20 protein-coding genes, 1 tRNA gene and 1 riboswitch are annotated in these 20202 nt (G+C 63.6%); of the genes, 11 read left to right on the forward strand and 10 right to left on the reverse strand.

Features of this window, described 5'->3' with window-relative positions; genetic code table 11:
* Position 1: 1 nt before the first annotated feature.
* The 4 genes from cobU to AC3EML_RS23785 all read right to left on the reverse strand — a co-directional run bounded on the left by cobU (position 2) and on the right by AC3EML_RS23785 (position 2496).
* Positions 2-514: a bifunctional adenosylcobinamide kinase/adenosylcobinamide-phosphate guanylyltransferase gene (gene cobU, locus AC3EML_RS23770; RefSeq protein ID WP_023710812.1), complete on the reverse strand. Its 513-nt coding sequence runs from the start codon at positions 512-514 to the stop codon at positions 2-4.
* Positions 507-1310, reverse strand: a complete 804-nt coding sequence (locus AC3EML_RS23775; protein ID WP_023670783.1) for a CbtA family protein — start codon at positions 1308-1310, stop codon at positions 507-509. The genes cobU and AC3EML_RS23775 overlap by 8 nt, the downstream gene beginning before the upstream one ends.
* Positions 1311-1325: 15 nt before the next feature.
* Entirely contained in the window at positions 1326-1505 is a 180-nt protein-coding gene (locus AC3EML_RS23780) for a CbtB domain-containing protein (protein WP_023670784.1), read from the reverse strand.
* Between the two features lie 36 nt (positions 1506-1541).
* Positions 1542-1736, reverse strand: a riboswitch (cobalamin riboswitch).
* Positions 1737-1803: 67 nt separating this feature from the next.
* Positions 1804-2496, reverse strand: a complete 693-nt coding sequence (locus AC3EML_RS23785; RefSeq protein ID WP_352521991.1) for a gamma-glutamylcyclotransferase — start codon at positions 2494-2496, stop codon at positions 1804-1806.
* Between the two features lie 134 nt (positions 2497-2630).
* Here AC3EML_RS23785 and AC3EML_RS23790 point away from each other — a divergent pair, with 134 nt between their 5' ends.
* The gene (locus tag AC3EML_RS23790; RefSeq protein ID WP_352519648.1) at positions 2631-3806 is read left to right on the forward strand and encodes an aromatic ring-hydroxylating oxygenase subunit alpha; all 1176 of its coding nucleotides are present in this window, start codon (positions 2631-2633) and stop codon (positions 3804-3806) included.
* A gap of 7 nt (positions 3807-3813) precedes the next feature.
* On the opposite strand, the gene AC3EML_RS23795 is transcribed toward AC3EML_RS23790, so the two are convergent.
* A complete protein-coding gene (locus AC3EML_RS23795; protein WP_352521992.1) occupies positions 3814-5013 on the reverse strand; it encodes an MFS transporter in 1200 nt (399 codons plus the stop codon).
* 233 nt (positions 5014-5246) lie between these two features.
* On the opposite strand from AC3EML_RS23795, the gene AC3EML_RS23800 reads away from it, so the two are divergent.
* Together AC3EML_RS23800 and AC3EML_RS23805 are read left to right on the forward strand one after the other, a co-directional pair.
* The gene (locus tag AC3EML_RS23800; RefSeq protein ID WP_352521993.1) at positions 5247-6257 is read left to right on the forward strand and encodes an acetyltransferase domain-containing protein; all 1011 of its coding nucleotides are present in this window, start codon (positions 5247-5249) and stop codon (positions 6255-6257) included.
* Entirely contained in the window at positions 6254-6760 is a 507-nt protein-coding gene (locus tag AC3EML_RS23805) for a methyltransferase family protein (RefSeq protein ID WP_031246111.1), read from the forward strand. The genes AC3EML_RS23800 and AC3EML_RS23805 overlap by 4 nt, the downstream gene beginning before the upstream one ends.
* Positions 6761-7068: 308 nt before the next feature.
* Here AC3EML_RS23805 and AC3EML_RS23810 read toward each other — a convergent pair whose 3' ends face one another.
* Together AC3EML_RS23810 and mgtE are read right to left on the reverse strand one after the other, a co-directional pair.
* Positions 7069-7455 (reverse strand): MerR family transcriptional regulator, encoded by a 387-nt coding sequence (locus tag AC3EML_RS23810; protein WP_023685221.1) that lies wholly within the window; start codon positions 7453-7455, stop codon positions 7069-7071.
* A 158-nt stretch (positions 7456-7613) separates the two neighbouring features.
* Positions 7614-9032, reverse strand: a complete 1419-nt coding sequence (gene mgtE / locus AC3EML_RS23815) for a magnesium transporter (protein ID WP_023690975.1) — start codon at positions 9030-9032, stop codon at positions 7614-7616.
* Between the two features lie 267 nt (positions 9033-9299).
* On the opposite strand from mgtE, the gene AC3EML_RS23820 reads away from it, so the two are divergent.
* From AC3EML_RS23820 to sucD, 5 genes are all read left to right on the forward strand, one after another.
* Entirely contained in the window at positions 9300-9965 is a 666-nt protein-coding gene (locus AC3EML_RS23820) for a response regulator transcription factor (protein ID WP_023690292.1), read from the forward strand.
* A 146-nt stretch (positions 9966-10111) separates the two neighbouring features.
* Positions 10112-11302, forward strand: a complete 1191-nt coding sequence (locus tag AC3EML_RS23825) for an aminotransferase class V-fold PLP-dependent enzyme (protein ID WP_023731220.1) — start codon at positions 10112-10114, stop codon at positions 11300-11302.
* Between the two features lie 10 nt (positions 11303-11312).
* On the forward strand, positions 11313-12287 hold the full coding sequence (locus AC3EML_RS23830; protein ID WP_023670793.1) for an HpcH/HpaI aldolase/citrate lyase family protein: 975 nt from the start codon (positions 11313-11315) through the stop codon (positions 12285-12287).
* A gap of 18 nt (positions 12288-12305) precedes the next feature.
* A complete protein-coding gene (locus AC3EML_RS23835; RefSeq protein WP_023815517.1) occupies positions 12306-13490 on the forward strand; it encodes a malate--CoA ligase subunit beta in 1185 nt (394 codons plus the stop codon).
* 128 nt (positions 13491-13618) lie between these two features.
* Positions 13619-14518 (forward strand): succinate--CoA ligase subunit alpha, encoded by a 900-nt coding sequence (gene sucD, locus AC3EML_RS23840; protein ID WP_352521994.1) that lies wholly within the window; start codon positions 13619-13621, stop codon positions 14516-14518.
* Between the two features lie 27 nt (positions 14519-14545).
* Here sucD and AC3EML_RS23845 read toward each other — a convergent pair whose 3' ends face one another.
* Positions 14546-15478 carry a TauD/TfdA dioxygenase family protein gene (locus AC3EML_RS23845; RefSeq protein WP_352521995.1) on the reverse strand — a complete coding sequence of 311 codons (933 nt, stop codon included), beginning with the start codon at positions 15476-15478 and terminating at the stop codon, positions 14546-14548.
* Between the two features lie 399 nt (positions 15479-15877).
* Here AC3EML_RS23845 and AC3EML_RS23850 point away from each other — a divergent pair, with 399 nt between their 5' ends.
* Both AC3EML_RS23850 and AC3EML_RS23855 read left to right on the forward strand, forming a co-directional pair.
* On the forward strand, positions 15878-16957 hold the full coding sequence (locus AC3EML_RS23850; protein WP_352521996.1) for a sensor histidine kinase: 1080 nt from the start codon (positions 15878-15880) through the stop codon (positions 16955-16957).
* 134 nt (positions 16958-17091) lie between these two features.
* On the forward strand, positions 17092-17424 hold the full coding sequence (locus AC3EML_RS23855; protein WP_081731649.1) for a GcrA family cell cycle regulator: 333 nt from the start codon (positions 17092-17094) through the stop codon (positions 17422-17424).
* A 199-nt stretch (positions 17425-17623) separates the two neighbouring features.
* Here the strand turns inward: AC3EML_RS23855 and AC3EML_RS23860 are convergent.
* Positions 17624-17708: transfer RNA gene (locus AC3EML_RS23860), tRNA-Leu, on the reverse strand.
* Between the two features lie 338 nt (positions 17709-18046).
* On the opposite strand from AC3EML_RS23860, the gene lipB reads away from it, so the two are divergent.
* On the forward strand, positions 18047-18790 hold the full coding sequence (gene lipB / locus AC3EML_RS23865) for a lipoyl(octanoyl) transferase LipB (protein ID WP_023670798.1): 744 nt from the start codon (positions 18047-18049) through the stop codon (positions 18788-18790).
* Positions 18791-18809: 19 nt separating this feature from the next.
* Here lipB and AC3EML_RS23870 read toward each other — a convergent pair whose 3' ends face one another.
* Complete coding sequence (locus AC3EML_RS23870; RefSeq protein WP_023733800.1) at positions 18810-20060, reverse strand: peptidase M50; 1251 nt, start codon at positions 20058-20060, stop codon at positions 18810-18812.
* Positions 20061-20202 lie beyond the last annotated feature (142 nt).

Below are 20202 nucleotides of genomic sequence, written 5' to 3' on the forward strand. Positions count from 1 at the left end.
CTCATTTCACCTTGAGCGGCAGCCCCGCCACCATCAGAAGCACCATATCAGCTACGACCGCGATCTGCTGGTTGAGCCGGCCGGCGGCATCGCGGAACCGGCGTGCCAGCGCATTGTCGGGCACGATGCCTTGTCCGACTTCGTTGGAGACCACGAACCACGGTCCGCGCGGCCGCGAAAGCACATCGGCCAGCCGCCGGCACTCCCCCTCCAGATCATGATCGGCCAGCATATGATTGGTCAGCCACAGCGTCAGGCAGTCGACAAGCACCGGCTGGTTGTCCGGCAATGCCTCGAGCGCACCGGCAAGATCAAGCGGGGCGTCGATGGTCGCCCACCCCTCGCCACGGCGCGAGCGGTGCTGCGCGATGCGCTCGCGCATTTCGCCGTCATAGGCTAGCGCGGTGGCGATATAAGCCCATGGCGGCAGCAACGCCGTCGCCAAAGTTTCGGCATGCGCGCTCTTGCCGGAGCGCGCACCGCCGATGATGAAGGTCAAACTGCGATCAGGCAAAGCTGTCGCGCAGGCTGGTCGCGGTGCCGGCGAAGCGCGCGCGCACTACACCGACAACTGCGCCGAGCACCAGCCAGAACACCAGATTGGTCAGCGTCACCGCCACCACGAACTGATGATGCAGGCCCTCCGGGATCGGCGTTACGAAACTGTCAGGCTGCGGCGCGCCGACAATATGCGGGGCGACGATCAGGACGACGGCGAGCACGGTCAGGGGCGCCGACGTGCGGAAGGTGATAAGGGCAAGACCGATCGCCGTTGTCATCACCGTTGCCCACCACCAGATCTGGCGCTGCATGAGATCGGCCGCCGGCATTGCCGGCAGTTCCGGCGGCAGGCCGAGGCCCGGCGCCAGCGTGAACACGGCAAAGCCGGCCAAGCCCCAGAACACGCCCTGGCGCCAGCTGCCGATGCCGCCGGCGAACTCGGAAACCGCCACCAGGACCAGCGCGAAGCCGATGCCGGTGACGATATTGGCGACGACACTGAAGGCGAAACGCTCGAAGCCGTCGGCCGGCGCCCAGCCTTCGTCCTCCGCCGGCGCGGCTGCTTCAGCCGGTGCTGCGCTGCTCACCGCATTTTCCGCCGGCGCGGCGGTGCTCATGGCATCGGTGTCCGCAGCGTTGGCGGCGGGCGCCGCGGCATGCTGATGCTCATGGCCGCCACCAGCCTTTTCGTAGACCTCCGCCTTGAGGATCAGCGGCACGGTGGCGTAGGCCTGCATGCAGGCGAGAGCGACACCCGCCACGAGCCCTGCGATCGCCGCGATGAACACGACGTTGCGAAACAGGTTCATGATGTCAGATCCTCGTCAGTGGCAGGGAAACGCCATCGAATGGCGATAGTCGTGCGCCGCATTGTGGACCGCATCGATATGCGAGAAACCGACAACGCCGACGACGAAAATGCCCAGAAACGCGCTAAGCACGAGCTGCATGAAGCGCGACTGCGAGGAGACGGATGCGCCGAGGGAGACGGAAGCGGTATTCATATCTTGTCCTTTCGCCCTCCACCCGAGGGCATCGAAGTCAGTTCCCTGTCGCCGGCAGGTCTCCTGGCTCGCGGATCAGCGCCCTTCCCCACCTTCCCGAGGAAAAATCCTCAGTGGCTTGGAGAGGACTACCGCACACAGTTGCGGGGGCAGCCACGGCATTGGGCAACAAGTCAGCCCTCACCGCATTCCCTCTTGGTCCCTAACGGAACCGACGACATGCATGACTATAGGCTGAAACGGCCGCATCCGGCAAACCAAATTCCGCCGGCCAACAGCGCGAATGCGCCATGCGGCGTTACGGGTTCAACGCGGTGATCCGCTCGGCAACCAGCCGCTGCAGCCGCCACAGATGGCGATCGTGAATGCCGCGCTCTTCAAGGTTTTTCACCGTGTTGTAGAGATAGTCGGCGCCCGATCCCCAGTGCCCGCAGGACGTGGCCAGCCTTTCGACGATCTTGCCTTCGTCGAGCGGGCCGGAATAGGTCAGGCCGTTGCGGTTGATCACGAAGGCCAATGCCCTGAGCGGTCCGGCCTCGCTTGCAAGCTTCAGCATGCGCGGCCGGTAGCTTGTCGGCTTCAGCGTGACTTCGCGCCGGAAAAGCCGGCCCAACTGCTCGCGCCGGTTATTGTCGGTCAGCCGAAAGGCGACGCCCTTGCATTGTCCGCCACGGTCCAGCGCCATCATCAGGCCGGGGCTGACCTTGGTGCCGCGCCAGCGCGTCATGTTCATGCAAAAGGACCGATGCCAGCCGCGCGCCAGCGCAACGCGGTCCTCGACATAATCTATTTCCGGTTTCCAGATCAGCGATCCATAGCCGAACAGCCATAGCGGTTCGCTATCCGGGAGTTCGACCTGCAATTCATCCAGAAGCGCGTCATAGTCGGCTTCATCGAGATGCATCGCGTCCGGATCAGGCCCGGGGTCCCTGCTCTCGCGCCAGCAGCGCGCGACCAGCTCCGGCGTAAGCGACATCTGTCGTGCGGCCACGTCCGAATCCCCCCAATTCCGAATGTCCCATGTCCACGACATGATTATGCGCCGCGCCTGCAACCGGCAATGCGGCACTCTGATTGACAAACGATTTGCCGGGGTGTCGGCTGACGCTTCATAGGAAGCCAGCCATGCATCCCAACCCGAGCGAGCGCGACCCCTATAACGGCCTGAGCCGGGCCGAACCGACGCTACCGTCATCGGCCTATTGGGATAGCGAGGCTTACCAGCGCGATCTCGAGGCCATCTGGTACAAAAGCTGGCTGCTCGTCTGCCGCGAGGCCGATCTTGCCCAGCCTTTGGCATTCAGGACATTCCGCGTCGGCACGCAGGAAATCGTCGTGCTGCGCGACGACACCGGCGAGTTGCGCGCCTTCCACAACACCTGCCGGCATCGCGGCTCGCAGCTTTGCCAGGAAAGCGAGGGCCGGCTGAAAGTGCGGCTCATCACTTGCCCCTACCATGCCTGGTCCTACTCGCTGCGCGGCGATCTCGTGCGCGTTCCCTCGAAATCGCTGCCAGATGGTTTCGACAAGGCAGATCATCCGCTCTACCGGGTGGCGCTGTCGGTGTGGCGCGGCTTTGTCTTTGTGAACCTTCAGCAGGCGACGGCCGGCTCCGCCGAGACCTCCTTCGATCCCGCATCCGGCGACCTCGCCAATTGGCCGCTGGAAACGCTGGTATCAGGCCATGTCCTGCGCAAGGTGATGAACTGCAACTGGAAAATCTTCTGGGAGAACTTCAACGAGTGCCTGCATTGCCCAGGCGTCCACAAGGACCTGTCTCGGCTGGTGCCGATATACGGCCGCGGCCTGATGAGCCGGCACGACGACCCCGACTGGGTCCGCCATGCCGACAATGACGCACCCGAGTTTTCGGGTGGCCTGCGCGCCGGCGCCGAGACCTGGTCGCGCGACGGACATGCCCATGGCCCGGTCTTCCCGGGCCTGACGCCAGCCGAGCGTGCGGCCGGACAGACCTATGCCACCAGCCTGCCCTCGATGTTCATCGTCGGCCATGTCGATTATGTCAGGACGGTGCGACTGATGCCGCTCGGTCCCGAACAGACCGAACTCACCGCCGAATGGCTGTTCGCGCCCGAGGCGCTGGCTGAGACGGACATCGACAATGTCGTCGCCTTCGGCACCCAGGTGCTGGAGGAGGATGCCGCGATCTGCGAGATCAACCAGAAAGGCCTGCGCTCCATGCGTCACGCGGCCGGCGTGCTGATGCCGGAGGAGTACGATCTGCACCGCTTCCACAACTGGGTGCGCGAGCGGCATGCAGCGCTTGAGGCAACCGCCTGATCGGCGACTAAAGCGACTTCGGCAGATAGCGCCAGGTGATAAAGCCGCAAACAGCGGCCAGAATGCCCAGCGTCACGAACACCGAGCCGAGGCCGAAAAACGCCAGCACCACCGAATAGACCAGCGGCGGCGTCAGCTCGGAAAAGTCGAGATAGGTGCGGTAGACCGCGGCCATCTGCGCCCGCTCATAGGACCGCACCGAGCGCATGAAGGCGGTCGAGCCCAGTGCATCGAGCGCGATGGTGAAGAAGGCGCCGCAGAGCAGGAAAAAGCCCGTAAGCAGCGGCGCGGTAGTGCCGACCGCGCCCGCCGCAAGCAGCGTCGCCGACATCGCGAAATAGGCGAAAGTCATGGTGCGCCGGCCGCCGAAGCGTTTTCCCGCTTTGCCCCAGAAGATCGCCATGAACAACAGCGCATTGCCGGCCGAAACCAGCAGGCCGCCGGCAAGCTTGCCCTCGCCGGTAATCACCATGAACAGCGGCCCGTAGACGAAGAACGTCGTCCAGAAGCAGGAGCGGCCGAAGGCGATCAGCCAGGCCAGCCTGAGCCTGGGTTGTGCTACGAAGCGGCCGATATTGGCCAGCGGATTGGCCGGCCGTGTCTTGCCCGGCCGGATCGACCGGTTGTCGCCCATCCTGTAGGTCCAGAACAGCGCCAGCAAGGCCAACGCAAACACCGCGACCGCGCCATGCGCGGCATAGATGCCGTAGCGTGTGTAGAGGAAGATGCCGAGTGTCGGCCCGCCGGTCCAGGCCAGCATCGACCACGCCATGCGCAGCGATTCGGCCTGCATGAAATCGGTCTTGCGGATGTGGTCCATGATGTAGAGGTTGAGCGTGATCGACAGGGCGCTCGCCCCCATGACGCGGCACAGCATGCCTGTCAGTTGCCCGGCAAGCGTGTGGGTGACGAAGAACAGAGAGCCTATCGCCAGCAGGCAGGCGCCGGCGGTATAGACCCAGCGCCGGGCAAACCTGCGGATCAACATCGGCATGAACAAGGTCATCGACAGGCCGAGCAGCGCCACGATGGTGTAGAGGATCGAGACGATCTGCTCGTTGTGCAGAATCTCATAAGCCTGGATCGGGATGACGCTCGATACCGTGGCGCGGGCGAAGGATTCGACCGCATAGAGCGAGGCAAAGGTGCGGGCATCCGCCGGACGCAGGGCCGGAAGCCAGATCGGATGGCGCACATGGGTGGACATTTGATCCCCAAATCAGACTCGCGGCGTCAAATCTGCGCTGGCGCTTCCTCCGCCGGTAACAGGAAACCGACCCCTTCCCGGCAAAAAGCGAATTCGGCCAAAGGCTTTCCGGCTCTGGCCTAAAGCGCCGCCCGATGCAGCCGCACGGCGCGACCCGGAGCGTAGAGGGCGGCCTTCTTTTGTCCGGTGCAACCGTGATAGTCGTCTTTGGGGCTGAATCAGATCGCGAGACCATGAGCATCCATACCGCACCCCCTGGAGATCAACTGAAGCGAGATCAACCGAAGCGCATCGTCGCCATCGATGTCGTACGCGGCATCGCGCTGATCGCCATGGCGAGCTACCACTTCACCTGGGATCTCGAAAATTTCCACTACACCGATCCCGGCCTCACCGCCGTCGGCTGGTGGAAGATCTATGCGCGCTGCATCGCCTCGACCTTCCTGTTCCTGGTCGGCGTCAGCCTGTTTCTCGCGCATGGCAGGCAGATCCGCTGGACCGGCTTCTGGAAACGCTTTGCCATGGTCGCCGTCGCGGCCGCCGCTATATCGGCGGTCACGTACTTCATCACGCCGGACAGCTTCATCTTCTTCGGCATCCTGCACGAGATCGCGCTGGCCAGCCTGCTCGGCCTTTTGTTCTTGCGGCTGCCGTCCTTGCTGACGCTTGTCGTGGCGGCGGTGGTGATCGCCGGGCCGATCTATTTCCGATCCGAAGCCTTCGATCATCCGGCGCTGTGGTGGGTCGGCCTGTCGGCGATCAACCCGCGCTCCAACGATTACGTGCCGCTGTTTCCCTGGTTCGGCGCCGTGCTTCTCGGCATCGCCGCGGCAAAGTTTGCGTCCACCACCGGCCTGCTGGCGCGGCTGGCCACGCTGGGATCGGGAAGCTGGACCAGGCCGCTCACCTTCATCGGCCGCCACAGCCTGGCTTTCTACCTGATTCACCAGCCGCTGCTGTTCGGCTGCGTCTGGCTGTTCTCGCAGATCGCGCCGGCGCCGGTCGAGACACGGGAAGTGGTCTTCCTCAAGGAATGCCAGGTATCCTGCGAACAGCAGCGCGACACGGAGTTCTGCACCAGCTATTGTGTGTGCATGCTGGACACGCTGCAAAGCGAAGCGGCATTCGACCGGCTCTACAATGGTGACCAGACCCCGGAGTTCAAAGCGCATCTCGGTGAACTCGCCGGCATCTGCACCGCAAGGACGGAGGAGAGTCCGATGACGCAGGGAGGGCAACAATGACCGACAAGCTAGCAAAACCCGGGCTGGCAAAACCCGATCTACCGAGACCACGGCTGATCCCGTGGCCGCCGCTGATCTACATCGCCGCCATCGCCATCAGCATCGTGCTCGGCCTGTTCTATCCCCTGCCCTGGATCGGCGACCTCTTGGGCGACCTTTTGTTTGCCGCCGGCTTTGTGGTGCTGTTTGCCGTCGCAGCCCTCTGGTTCACCGCTATCCGCACCATGATCCGGGCCAAAACGACGATGAACCCCAATGGCGTGCCGGAGCATCTGGTGACGTCTGGCCCGTTCGGCATCACGCGCAACCCGATGTATCTGGCCAACACGCTGCTTTTGATCGGCGTCGCCTTCGTCTCGGGGATCGTATGGTTCCTGCCGCTGGCCCTGATCGCGGCTTTTGCAACGCAGAAGGTCGCCATCGAGAGCGAGGAGAAGGTGCTGTTCGCCAAATTCGGCAAGAAGTACCGCGACTATGCGAAGCGGGTCAGGCGCTGGATCTGAGGCGGGTGTGATCGCTGGCAGGGTTCGCATGCCTTGGCGACTAGCCGAAACGCCCATCTCTTCGTCATCCACGGGCGAAGCAAGGAGCGTAGCGGCGCAGCGCAGACCCGAGGATCCATGCCGCGACGTACAGGCGTTGCCACGTCCAGAATTCTGCACCGCTGCACTCCACGGCCAATGTCACGGAATGGATTCTAGGGTCTCCGCGACGGAGCCTCGCTCCTGCTTCGCCCTAGAATGACGAAGTGTGGAAGGGCTCCGCTAATCGCGAACGTTTGCGACGGGCGCGCAAACGCTCGACGATCCGCTCAGGTATTTACCCCCAACTCCACCAGCCGCTCGACGCAAGACTCCTCCGCCTGGTCGAGCTCCGCCAGCGTCTCCTCGAGATCGCGGCGCTTCTGGCGCAAATCCTCGCGCTTTTCCTCGATGCGCTTGATCATCAGGTTGAGTTGACCGACCTCGCCGGGCGGTTCCTTGTACATCTGGATGATTTCGCGGATCTCGTTGATCGAGAAGCCGAGCCGTTTTCCGCGCATGATCTGACGGATCAGATGCCGGTCAGATGGGCGAAACAGCCTTGTGCGGCCCCGCCGGACCGGTTGCACCAGCCCCTCGTCCTCATAGAAGCGCAGCGTCCGCGTCGACACGTCGAATTCGCGGGTCAGTTCGGTGATCGAATAATATTCCCGCATCTTTGCTCCAAATGTCGGAACATCGGAAAACGCCCGGTCGCCCGGGATTTCCAACGCATTCCGATCAACCCCGTTCCAAGCCGGACTCGGCATGAAACCCCGCGCAAGCCTCGCACCACATTTACGTAAAAGTCAATTGAACCCGCAACGCCTCTTTCTCAAGGGATAGCGAACCACCAGGTGGCCAGCCCGAGGAAGGCAAAGAAGCCAACGACGTCGGTGACCGTAGTGACGAAAACCGCCGACGCCACCGCCGGGTCGATCTTGAACCGGTCGAGCAATAGCGGGATCAGGATACCGGCAAGGGCTGCCACGAACATATTGATGATCATCGCCGCCGCTATGATGCCGCCCAGATTGGGATCGCGGAACCAGACGGCCGCGACGATGCCGATCAGCACGGCGAAGATGATGCCGTTGATGGAACCCACGCCCATTTCGCGGCGGATGATGCGGCCGGCATTGTAGATGTCGAGATCCCTGGTCGCCAGCGCGCGTACCGTGACGGTCATGGTCTGCGAACCGGCATTGCCGCCCATGCCGGCCACGATCGGCATCAGCACGGCCAGTGCCACAATGTGCTCGATGGTGCGGTCGAACAGGCCGATCACCGATGCCGCCAGGAACGCCGTCAACAGGTTGACCAGCAGCCAGGGCACGCGCGAGCGCGAGGTCGAAAGAATGCTGTCGGACAACTCTTCGTCGCCGACGCCGCCCATGCGCAGCAGATCTTCCTCGGCCTCCTGCTGGATGACGTCGACGACGTCGTCGATGGTCAGCACGCCGACCAGCCGCTCGTTCTCGTCGACGACGGCGGCGGACAGAAGATCGTATTGCTCGAAGTCCCGCGCCGCCTCTTCCTGGTCCATGGTGGCCGGAATGGCGTGCCTCGTCTCGTGCATCACGTCTCCGACCTTGGTCGTGCGCTTGGTGCGCAGGATCTGGTCGAGGTCGATGGCGCCGAGCAACTTGAAGCTTGGATCGATGACGAAGATCTGGCTGAAGCGCTCGGGCAGGTTCTTGTCTTCGCGCATGTAGTCGATGGTCTGTCCTATGGTCCAGAACGGCGGCACGGCGACAAACTCGGTCTGCATGCGGCGACCGGCGGTCTCTTCCGGGTAGTCGAGCGAGCGGCGCAGCCTGATCCGCTCGGTGAACGGCAACTGCGACAGGATCTCGTCCTGGTCTTCCTTTTCAAGGTCTTCGAGAATGTAGACCGCGTCGTCGGAATCGAGGTCCTGCATGCCCTGGGCAATTTGCTCATTGGGCATATTGTCGACGATATCGCGGCGGATCGCCTCGTCGACCTCGGTCAGCGACGAGAAGTCGAAATCGGCGCCGAGCAGTTCGACAAGGGCGCGACGCTGTTCGGGGTGCAGGGCCTCCAGCAGATCGCCAAGTTCCGACTGGTGCAGGTCGTCGACTTCGCGCTTCAGCGTCAGCGTATCGCGATCGGCGATCGCCGCCCCGATCTGGGCCAGGAATGATGACAGGACGGCGCCGTCCTCGCCATAGATGTCGGCGTGGGCGTCGTCAGCGGCTTTGGCGCCGGTCGTGTGGTCGTCCTGGCGTTCCACCAGCGGCTCCCGCCATGGGAATTTCGGAAAAGGTGCCTGTCAGGTCTAGCGCGCAACGCACGGGAATATCAAACGAAATGCGCCCCGCCCGGCATATGGGGAGAGAGCGATTTCATCAGGATATGACGCCGCCCAGGATTCAGGCGGCGCGACAGCACATGTCGCTGGGGAAAGAGCACCCCAGCACGGTTGGGGCAGAATTGTCATGATGCAGGTCCAGGCAAAGGCCGGACCCGCCCAGGCGACAACCAGAACAGCCGGAAGCCCTTGAAGATCAGGTCGCAGACGCAGAAGGCAATCGAGGAACGGCGCGTGCGCGTGGTCGTGGCCGAACGCAATCCGCTCGTCATATCGGCGCTGCGCGACATGCTGGACTGCGACGGGCGCTTCGATCTCAGGGCCTGCGTGCAAAGCGGCAGGCATTTTCTGGAATTGGCAGCCGAAGCGGAATTCGACGTCGCCGTTATCGGCTGGAAGCTCTCCGACATGGACGGCGCCGATGTGCTGGCCGAGGTTCACAGCCGCAAGCTCGGCGTGCGCATCGCGGTGTTTTCCAACGACCACGACATCGGCATCCTGAAGCAGTGCGTGCGGCTCGGCGCCCAGGGCTACTGCTTCCAGTTCGACGATCCGGCGATCATCTTCGAGACCATCCTGGCCGTCGCGCATGGCCGCATCTGCATCCCCTACATCGACATCAATAAGGTCAACGACACACCCTTGTCGCTGCTCACCGTGCGCGAGCGCGAGCTGCTGGCGGTGCTGTCCGACGGCTGGACCAATCTGCAGATCGCGACGCGCACCGGGATTTCGGAGAACACGGTGAAATACCACCTCAAGAACCTCTACGACAAGCTCGACGTCCGCAACCGGGCGATGGCCGTCGCGCTCTACGCGCGGGAGAGGCGTACCCAGAAGCAGCCGTTGGGGTAGGCGAGCGACTGGCCACGGGTAGGTCACCCGGGTAGGCAAGCCCCACCCGCGCGCGGCAAGATGTTACCCCTTGAGGTGTTGTCGCCTTTAGCCGTCGTAACGAAACTCCCCATCACCGCTTTGCTGGATCAGGAGGAGTTCGCGACATGGCCGGTTTCACCCATCTTTTCATTCCCGGACCGACCAACATCCCCGAACAGGTCCGGCAGGCGATGAACCTGCCGATGGAGGACATGCGTGCAGCATCCTTCCCCGATCTCACGCTACCGCTGTTCGAAGACATCAAGACGGTGTTCAAGAACGAGACCGGCCGCGTCTTCATCTATCCCTCCTCCGGCACCGGCGCCTGGGAAGCGGCGATGACCAATGTGCTCAGCCCCGGTGACCGCGTGCTGATGTCGCGCTTCGGCCAGTTCTCGCATCTGTGGGTCGACATGGCCGAACGGCTCGGCTTCGAGGTCGATGTCATCGACTGCGAATGGGGAACCGGCGTGCCGCTCGAGCTCTATGCCGAGCGGCTCAGGGCCGACAAGGCGCACCGCATCAAGGCAGTCTTCTGCACCCAAAACGAGACCGCGACCGGCGTGACCAGCGACGTCGCCGGCTGCCGCGCCGCGCTCGATGACGCCAACCACCCTGCTTTGCTCTTCGTCGACGGCGTCTCGTCGATCGGCTCGATCGACTTTCGCCAGGAGGAATGGGGCGTCGATTGCGCGGTCAGCGGCTCGCAGAAGGGTTTCATGCTGCCCGCCGGCCTCGGTTTCCTCTCCGTCAGCAAGAAGGCGCTGGTGGCCTCGCGGAGCGCCACCCACCGCCGCTGTTTCTTCTCCTTCGAAGATATGATCCGCGCCAACGACGCCGGCTATTTCCCTTATACGCCGGCTACTCAGCTGCTGCGCGGCCTGCGCGCCTCGCTCGACCTGATCGCCGAGGAAGGGCTGGAAAACATCTTCGCCCGTCACCATCGCCTCGCCGAAGGCGTGCGCAAGGCGGTCGACGCCTGGGGCCTGAAGCTCTGCGCCAAGACGCCTAAATGGCACTCCGACACCGTCAGCGCCATCCTGGTGCCGGACGGCGTCGACAGCGGCGATGTGGTCAAGCGCGCCTACCAGAAATACCAGACCGCGCTCGGCGGCGGCCTCAACAAGGTGATCGGCAAGGTCTTCCGCATCGGCCATCTCGGCTGGCTGAACGAGGTGATGGTGCTGGCCTCGCTCTCGGCCGCCGAAATGGCGCTGCTCGACTGCGGCGTACGGCTGGCGCCCGGCTCCGGCGTCGGCGCCGCCATCCAGCACTTCCGCGCCTCGGCCGCCGTGCCGGTCGCCGAAGCCGCCTGAGGAGCCGACAATGAGCCACACCATCAACCACCTCAAGAAATTACGGCTGCAGCGCAGCGAGCTGGCGGTTCCAGGCTCCAGCCCGGAAATGATCGACAAGGCGGCCAACAGCGCCGCCGACTTCATCTTCCTCGACATCGAGGATGCGGTCGCCCCGCCCGACAAGGAACGCGCCCGCAAGAACATCATCCAGGCGCTCAACGACATCGACTGGCGCGCCAAGGGCAAGACCGTCTCGGTGCGCATCAACGGCCTCGACACGCACTACATGTACCGCGACGTGGTTGACGTCATGGAGCAGGCCGGTGACCGGCTGGACACCATTTTGGTGCCGAAGGTCGGCGTGCCGGCCGACCTCTACATGGTCGAGGCCATGGTCAACCAGATCGAGATGGCAAAGGGTTTCAGGACCCGCGTCGGCCTCGAAGCGCTGATCGAGACCGCGCTCGGCATGGCCAATGTCGAGGCGATTGCCGCGACACCCGGCCGGCTGGAAGCCATGCATTTCGGCGTCGCCGACTATGCGGCAAGCTGCAAGGCGCGCACGGTCAACATTGGCGGCCTCAACCCCGACTATCCCGGCGATCAGTGGCATTTCGCTCTGTCGCGCATGACCGTCGCCTGCCGCGCCTATGGCTTGCGCGCCATTGACGGGCCGTTCGGCGACTTCTCCGATCCGGAGGGCTACATCGCCGGCGCCAGGCGCGCGGCGGCGCTGGGCATCGAAGGCAAGTGGGCGATCCACCCCTCGCAGATCGCGCTTGCCAACGACGTCTTCTCTCCACCGGAAAAAGAGGTCACCCGCGCCCGGCGCATCCTCGAAGTGCTGAAGGAGGCGGAGGCGCAGGGCAAGGGAGCGGCCGCACTCGACGGCAAGATGATCGACGCAGCGTCGGAACGCATGGCGCGCAATGTTCTGGTGGTCAACGAGGCAATCGAACGGGCCAGCCAATTCTCTAGCGAGCCGCGCGTCGCCACGCATTGACTGTTCAGGGAGGACAAAATGGACATCCACGAATATCAGGCCAAGGAACTGCTGGCACGCCACGGCGTGCATGTGCCGCGCGGCGGGCTGGCCTACAGCCCCGAGCAGGCGACCTACAGGGCCCGCGAGATCGGCGGCGCCAAATGGGTGCTGAAGGCGCAGGTGCATTGCGGCGCCCGCGGCAAGGCCGGCGGCATCAAACTGTGCGCCAATGACGAGGAGATTTCCAGCGCGGCCGAGGGCATGCTCGGCCGCAAGCTGGTGACACAGCAGACCGACCCGCGCGGCAAGCTGATTTCGCGCCTGTATCTCGAGGAAGCCGTCGATATCGCGCAGGAGCTCTATGTCGGCTTCGTGCTCGACCGCAAGGAAGAGCGCGTCATGATCGTGGCGTCCGCTGCCGGCGGCATGGAGATCGAGGACATCGTCGAGAAGGCACCGAACTCCATCCTGCGCACATCGGTCGATCCCGGCGTCGGCATGCAGCGTTTCCAGGCGCGCGAGATCGCCTTCGGGCTCGGCCTCGACCACAATCTGATCGGCAAGGCGACCGAAACCATCTTCGCCTGCTATCAGGTGTTCCGCGACTACGACGCCTCGATGCTGGAGATCAATCCGCTGGTGGTGACCCGCGACGGCAATCTGATCGCGCTCGACGCCAAAATGTCGTTCGACGAGAACGCGTTGTTCCGCCGGCCGGAAATCTCCGAGCTGCGCGACAAAAGCCAGGAAGATCCGCGCGAAACTTTTGCCAGCGACCGTGGCCTCTCCTATGTCGGCCTCGACGGCAACATCGGCTGCATCATCAATGGCGCAGGGCTCGCCATGGCGACCATGGACATGATCAAGATCGCCGGCGGCGAACCGGCCAACTTCCTCGACATCGGTGGCGGCGCCTCGCCGGAGCGGGTGGCGAAATCCTTCCGCGCCGTGCTCGGCGACAAGAATGTCGAGACCATCCTGGTCAACATCTTTGCCGGCATCAACCGCTGCGACTGGGTCGCCGAAGGCGTCATCAAGGCGATCCGCGAGGTCGGCGTCAACGTGCCGCTGGTGGTCCGTCTCTCCGGCACCAGGGCCGAGGAAGGCCGCCGCATCCTGGCTGATTCCGGCGAGGCGGTGATCGTTGCCGGCACGCTTGCAGAAGCCGCCGAAAAAGCCGTCGCCGCATGGCGCTCGGCCACCAAGAAAAAAGCAGCCTAGAGCCGGATGATTTCAGGTCGAATCGACCTGAAATCTGAATCCGTCTCTAAAATCAAACAGATGGAGCATGATGTCGTCCGAAAACCGCTTCACACTTTTCGGCATCATGCTCTAGGGAGGTCGAGAAAATGGCAATCCTGCTCAACCGCAGCACCCGCGTCATCGTCCAGGGGTTCACCGGCAAGATCGGCAGCTTCCATGCCGACGACATGAAACGCTATGGCACCAAGCTGGTCGGCGGCGTCACCCCCGGCAAAGGCGGCCAGAAGCATCTCGGCCTGCCTGTCTTCAACACGGTCAAGGGCGCGGTGCGCGAGACCCGCGCCGAGGCCAGCATCGTCTTCGTGCCGCCGCCCTTTGCCGCCGATTCGATCATGGAAGCGGCGGACGCCGGCATTAAACTCTGCGTCTGCATCACCGACGGCATCCCGTCGCAGGACATGATGCAGGTCAAGCGCTACATGCTGCGCTACCGCTACGAGGACCGCATGCGGCTGATCGGCCCGAACTGCGCCGGCGTCATCACGCCCGGACAGGCGCTGATGGGCATCATGCCCGGCAGCATCTACCTCCCCGGCCGCGTCGGCATTGTCGGCCGCTCGGGAACCCTGGGCTACGAGGCGGCGTCGCAGATGAAGTCGCTCGGCATCGGCGTCTCGACCAGCGTCGGCATCGGCGGCGACCCGATCAACGGCTCCTCCTTCAAGGACGTGCTGAAACTGTTCGAACAGGATGACGACACCGACGCCGTGGTGATGATCGGCGAGATCGGCGGACCGCAGGAAGCCGAAGCCGCGATCTGGGCGCGCGATAATATGCGCAAGCCCCTGATCGCCTACATCGCCGGCCTCTCCGCCCCCAAAGGCCGCCGCATGGGCCACGCCGGCGCCATCATCTCGGCCTTCGGCGAGTCGGCGCAGGAGAAGGTCGAGATTCTAAAGGACGCCGGGGTGATCATCGTGCCGACGCCGTCCTCGTTTGGTGAGGTGGTCGCCGATACGCTGTCACGTATGAAGAAGGCCGCCTGAACAGCGGCCTTCGCGTTCGACCGCGCCTCATGCCGCCTTGTCGGCTGCCGGCTTCGCGACCTTGGTGCGGGTGGCGCTGCGGCGGCCGTCGACGCTGACCGGAATGTCGCCGTCGACCGTGGCGCGACGGACCACCCGGTGCTGGTCGCCGTAATCGTTGACGGCGTAGTGCTGCGTCGCGCGGTTATCCCAGATCGCCACATCGCCGGCCTTCCAGCGCCAGCGCACGGTGTTCTCCGGCGCCGTGACATAGGACTGGAACACCTCGTAGAGCTTCGCCGAATCGCTTTTGGAAAGACCGATCAGCCGTTGCACGAAATTGCCGAGCAGCAGCGAGCGCTCGCCTGTTTCGGGATGGACGCGGACAACGGGATGCTCGGTCTCGTAGATCGTCGAGGTGAAGATTTCCTCGAAGTGCTTCTTTTCCGCAGCACTCGCACGCGGCCGCACCGCGGCGTAATCGTAGGCGTTGCTGTGCACCGCCCAGAGATTGTCGGCCAGCAGCTTCAACGGCTCGGGCAGGTCCTGATAGGCGGCCGCGGTGTTCGACCAGATGGTGTCGCCGCCGGCCGGCGGTATGACGACGCCGCGAAGAACGGAGAATTTCGGATAGGCGTCGACGAAGGTGACATCGGTATGCCATTGGTCGGCGCGACCGCCGCCACGGCTGGAATCGAGTTCGAGAATGGACGCCGTTCCCTTGACGGGACCTTGCGTCGGATGCGGGACGAGGTCGCCGAGACGCTGGGCAAAGCGCTCCTGCCCGGCATCGTCGAGATGCGCCTGGTCGCGGAAGAACACCACCTTGTGCCGCAACAGGATCTGGTTGATCGCCGCGACCGTGTGCTGCGGCAGGTCGCCGGAGAGCCGAATGTTCCTGATCTCTGCGCCGACGCGTCCGGTAAGCGGGACAATATCGGCATCCGGGATGATCTGCTCTACGGGGGTAAGTCTGGTCATGGGAACCTCTTCCTCTAAAGCCGCGGGGCTGCTGGCAATGCTCCGCCGTCTGCCGGCCGCACAGCGATCGGCGGAGCAACTCCCTCATCGGGAGCCGACTTGCTTGGTAACGAGAGCACTGATCTCAACTCAGGAGGCGAAGGCCGCCAAGGCCGGCGAGCAGTACCGAGATCCCATTCAAAGCGTAATTCTACAAATTCCATAGACATTTCTTTTCAAAGTTCGGCGGCCCTGAGAAAAATGCCTTCTGTCCAATTCGCTCGTGAGCAGCAGGCGGTGGAGCCCTGCGCGACGCGGCCCGCACCAGTAGTGACGCTGTCGTATCCCTTCGATATTGGAGATGGCGGGTGAATTGCATGCCTGATATTGATGGCTTCCACGCATCACGCAGGCGCCGAGATGACAGACTCCGATAAGGCTGACGCTGTCGAGCAATTGCTCGATACGCCTGACCTCGCCACCGCGCTGGAAAGCGACCAGTTCAAGAAATTTCTCGACCAGATGCCGATCGCGATCGCCGTCTCGGAATTGATCGCGAAGGAGCGTGTCGTCTACGCCAATCCCGAATTCGAGAAGCTCTCGGACCTCAAGGCGCCGAAGCTTGCGCGGGAAAACTGGGCGGCCCTTTCCGGCAGGGGGCTTCATCGGCAGAAGGACAGGCCGCTCGCCGAGGCTGTTGTTGAAGACACCGATTTCGTCGGCACATTTCGTCTTGAGCGCGGCGAGGACAAGCCGGCAATCGTCGACGTTTATTCCAACGTGATCGAGGACGACAACGGAAAGCTCTGCTTCCGGCTGGTGGCGCTTGTCGATGTCACGGCACACGGTGAGACCGAGGACGCGCGACCCGCGGAAGAGCTAATCCGGGAGAAGGACACCCTGTTGCGCGAACTGCAGCACCGGGTGAAAAACAATCTGCAGATGATCACCGCTTTGATCCGGATGGAAACCCGCAACGCCACCGAACCGGACCAGAAGCGTTTCGAAAGGCTTGCCGGCCGGGTAGACGCATTGGCAATCCTTTACCAGACCTTGTCGGCTGACCAGCAGAAGGATGAGGTGGATCTTGGTGTGTATCTTAGCCAGATCGCGTCCGCCGTCATGGCGTCGCACGCAGTCGAAGGTATCCGCCTCGACCTTAAGGTGGATACCTATCCGGTATCCATCAACGTTGCCATGCCGACAGGCCTGGTCGTCAATGAGTTGCTGACCAACGCTCTCAAACATGCATTCGTCGGGCGCGAGGGCGGCACGATCACGCTGCACAGCGTCGTCAGCGGCGATGGTTGCCGGGTGACTGTCGCCGATGATGGGATCGGTCTGCCGACGGGTGAGACCTGGCCCAAGCCCGGCAAGCTCGGCTCCCTGATCGCGCGGTCGCTGACCGAAAATGCCAAGGCGCAATTCGACGTCAAGTCGAGTGCCGGCGAGGGAACCAGGGTCACCATCGTCTTCAAGCGATCGGCGGCGACGGACTGAGGCTATGCAACGACGCGCCGGCAAATCCCGGCCGGACAGGTGCTTCGGGCGCTCGCGGGTGTGGCCTTAAGTCGCAAACGATTTGGCTTCAGAAGCGGGGCGCCGGGCTTCTTTGACGGTGCGATCAGCACCATATGTGGTCCACAGCCTCCAAAACGAGAGAAGCTCGCTCCGACGGGTCGCATCGCGGTCGTCAGCCGGCAAGGGCTATGAACCAGGAACTGAAAACCATCATGCGTGAAAATATCCGACCAGCGTCGAGAGACGTCCCCCTCATTCAGCTAGGCCTCAACCAGTGCCGCTTCCCGGTGAGCGAAGACCGCTCGGTACCCGGAGGTTACCGGTTTTGTGCCGGGCCGACGTCGCCGGATCGCGTCTACTGCGATCACCACCACACCGTCGTGACGGCCGTTGACCCTCGTCGAGCCCGTCCGGGTCTCCATTTCCCGCAACGACGCGCCGCTTAGGTCACCCACATCCCCTGCCCCGCCACCGTCAAAGCCGGGGACTCGGTGCAGGAGGCTGGCCGGTGCGAGCCAAATGGCGTTCGCGTGCGGCTCTGCGACCTCTTGTTGCAACTCTGCTGCGGCCGGTTCAAGCGCCAAAGGCGATGATTTGGCGTCGACGGCCTGAGAAGCCGCAATGATTTCAATGGCCGAAAAATTATGGTGCGGTCGAGAAGACTCGAACTTCCACGGGTTGCCCCACAGCGACCTCAACGCTGCGCGTCTACCAATTCCGCCACGACCGCCCGTGGTAGGAGCCGGAACGAACCGGCTCGCGGCGTGTAGCAAATCGTTTCCGGCGAAACAAGGGCGCGGCGCGCAATAATCGCCGCAAATTGGCATATCGGCCTCTACAGCGCCGCGCGTCCTGTGGGACGCGCAAAGGACGCTGCAGCACTTTGATTTGGCGCATGATCCTTTCCGAAGATCGTTCCTATCTTCGGGGTCGTGCGCGAAGGCCGAAATGCGTGGCGAACTGGACGTTTCAGCCGGATACCGCCATATGAAGGGCAAATGCATTTGGCCCCAGAGCGCAAGCCGGTTTCGCCAAGCCGGCGTGCGTCACGCGAAAAACGAAAAAGCCATGACCGAACGCAGCCAGATCGCCACGTCGTTCCTGCCCTTGCCGGGTTCGGCGCCGGTCGAATGGCGCATCGAGCCCGGCCTGACCGGCTACACCGATGCGCTGGCCCTGATGGAAGCGCGCGCCGAGGCGATCCGCACGGGTGCGGCCGCCGAGATGGTCTGGCTGGTCGAGCATCCGCCGCTTTACACCGCCGGCACCAGCGCCCGCATCGAGGACTTGATCGACCCCGACCGTTTCCCGGTCTTTGCCGCGGGGCGAGGCGGCGAATACACCTATCACGGGCCGGGGCAGCGGGTTGCCTATGTCATGCTTGACCTGAAGCGCCGGCGCGAGGATGTGCGCGCCTTCGTCGCCGCGCTCGAGCAGTGGATCATCGGCACGCTTGCCGCCTTCAATGTGCGCGGCGAACGCCGCGAGGACCGCGTCGGAGTCTGGGTGGTGCGGCCCGAGCGCCCGTCCCTGCCCGACGGCTCGCCGGCTGAAGACAAGATCGCGGCCATCGGCATCCGGCTGCGGCGCTGGGTGAGCTTTCATGGCATTGCCGTCAATGTCGAGCCGGATCTCAGCCATTTCAGCGGCATCGTGCCATGCGGCGTGCCGGATCACGGCGTCACCAGCCTCGTCGACCTCGGCCTGCCCGTGACCATGGGCGATTTCGACCTGGCGCTGAAATCCGCCTTCGAGGATGTTTTCGGGGCAGCGGAGTCAACTTCTGCAGAACCGGCTCGCAAGGCCGGCTGAGTCTCGCCTCGACCAACGCTCAAAGCAACCGCGCCGAGGCCCACAACAGCCCGAAACCGTGAATGGCGAAGACGGCCAGCAGCGCGCCGGCCATGGCGAAACGGTCGAAGATGCGGATCGGCTTCAATTCGTGGCGCGGTTTTACCCCGCTACCCACTGTCATCAGGCTGAGGATGGCAAAGACGGCGCCCGCCACCAGCAGAAAGCTTTGGGAAAAGCCGGCCAGCCAGCCAAGCCATAGCAAGGCCGAGAGCAGGGAAAACGAGGCGAGCGCCAGGGCGACCGGCCCCGGGCAGATCTGGCGCAGCACCTGACCGCCGTCGAATTTCCACACCGGCACCAGATTGGCGATGTTGAACAGCGCGGCAAAGCCGGCAAGCGTCGCCAGAAGGGCCGCGGCGAGCCGATGTCCCTCGCCGGATGCGAGCCCGCTGGCGACGATCAGCAGCGGTACCAGGAACGCGGAAAAACCAGCGCCCATCAGCGCCACGAAGGCGACCTCGAAGCGGCTGTCATAAGGCCGGCCGCCAATGGCGATGCCGCCGAGCAGCGGGATAAAGATCATCCGCGCCTTGCGATGACCGGTTAGCCGAAAGGCCGCCATGTGGCCGAGCTCATGCAGGGCAACCACCGAGGTCAGGATCGCGGCCAGCGCCAGGCCGCCGAGATTGAGCCCGAAGAACGGCCAAAGGATGAAAGCCGACAGAACGGCGAAACCGACCTGGCTCAGCGGATGCTCGAACCAGCCGCCCTTGCGATACTGTCCGGTCCTCGCCCAGATCTCCAGCTTGCCGAGCTCGCGGCGCATGGCGAAGTAGCGGAACACCAGGAAGGCGACGCCGCGATAGCGATCGGTCTGGCTGAGCGTCACCCGCGTGCCGGCACCTTCCGAGGTGAGTTCAGTGGTCTCGTAAAAATCCTTCCAGAACGACGCGTCGAGCGCGGTATCCTCGATGACCCGCATCGAAAAACGACTGCCTTCGACGACGTCCTCGAAGCGCGACCCGCGCTCGATCGGCTGGCCGTCGCGGCCTTCCCAGGACAGCAGGATGCGGGTCGTGCCCTGCCCGTCCAGCGGCTGGGCCGAGAGTATCTCGCCGGACCAGCCGGCATCGCTGCCGAGCGGCCACAGCGCCTGCCAGAGGCGCTGCCGGTCCATTGCGACCACGCGGCTGAGCCTCACCGTGCGCAAACCGAGCGGCGCGGTCATCAAAAGGAAAATCAATCCGAGATTACCGGCCACGAGAAGGGACGTCACGATCGGCGACACCTGAGGTTTTGCTCCCTGTATTTGGCAGGGCACCCTAGCGGCACGGCGGCAAGAAAGGCTTAACGGCACAACGCCCTCCTGCCCGCCTAAACGGCGAACAGCAGTTGCATCACATGGCGCCGATCCAGACGGCCATGGAAAC

The sequence above is a fragment of the Mesorhizobium sp. P170090 genome (assembly GCF_057786115.1).

Coding starts and splice junctions, on each gene's coding strand:
- sucD (WP_352521994.1), top strand. CDS start 13,619: ATGGCAATCCTGCTCAACCGCAGCACCCGCGTCATCGTCCAGGGGTTC.
- AC3EML_RS23830 (WP_023670793.1), top strand. CDS start 11,313: ATGAGCCACACCATCAACCACCTCAAGAAATTACGGCTGCAGCGCAGC.
- AC3EML_RS23825 (WP_023731220.1), top strand. CDS start 10,112: ATGGCCGGTTTCACCCATCTTTTCATTCCCGGACCGACCAACATCCCC.
- AC3EML_RS23805 (WP_031246111.1), top strand. CDS start 6,254: ATGACCGACAAGCTAGCAAAACCCGGGCTGGCAAAACCCGATCTACCG.
- AC3EML_RS23795 (WP_352521992.1), bottom strand. CDS start 5,013: ATGTCCACCCATGTGCGCCATCCGATCTGGCTTCCGGCCCTGCGTCCG.
- AC3EML_RS23800 (WP_352521993.1), top strand. CDS start 5,247: ATGAGCATCCATACCGCACCCCCTGGAGATCAACTGAAGCGAGATCAA.
- AC3EML_RS23845 (WP_352521995.1), bottom strand. CDS start 15,478: ATGACCAGACTTACCCCCGTAGAGCAGATCATCCCGGATGCCGATATT.
- AC3EML_RS23780 (WP_023670784.1), bottom strand. CDS start 1,505: ATGAATACCGCTTCCGTCTCCCTCGGCGCATCCGTCTCCTCGCAGTCG.
- AC3EML_RS23855 (WP_081731649.1), top strand. CDS start 17,092: ATGTGGTCCACAGCCTCCAAAACGAGAGAAGCTCGCTCCGACGGGTCG.
- AC3EML_RS23775 (WP_023670783.1), bottom strand. CDS start 1,310: ATGAACCTGTTTCGCAACGTCGTGTTCATCGCGGCGATCGCAGGGCTC.
- AC3EML_RS23810 (WP_023685221.1), bottom strand. CDS start 7,455: ATGCGGGAATATTATTCGATCACCGAACTGACCCGCGAATTCGACGTG.
- AC3EML_RS23790 (WP_352519648.1), top strand. CDS start 2,631: ATGCATCCCAACCCGAGCGAGCGCGACCCCTATAACGGCCTGAGCCGG.
- lipB (WP_023670798.1), top strand. CDS start 18,047: ATGACCGAACGCAGCCAGATCGCCACGTCGTTCCTGCCCTTGCCGGGT.
- AC3EML_RS23850 (WP_352521996.1), top strand. CDS start 15,878: ATGACAGACTCCGATAAGGCTGACGCTGTCGAGCAATTGCTCGATACG.
- AC3EML_RS23835 (WP_023815517.1), top strand. CDS start 12,306: ATGGACATCCACGAATATCAGGCCAAGGAACTGCTGGCACGCCACGGC.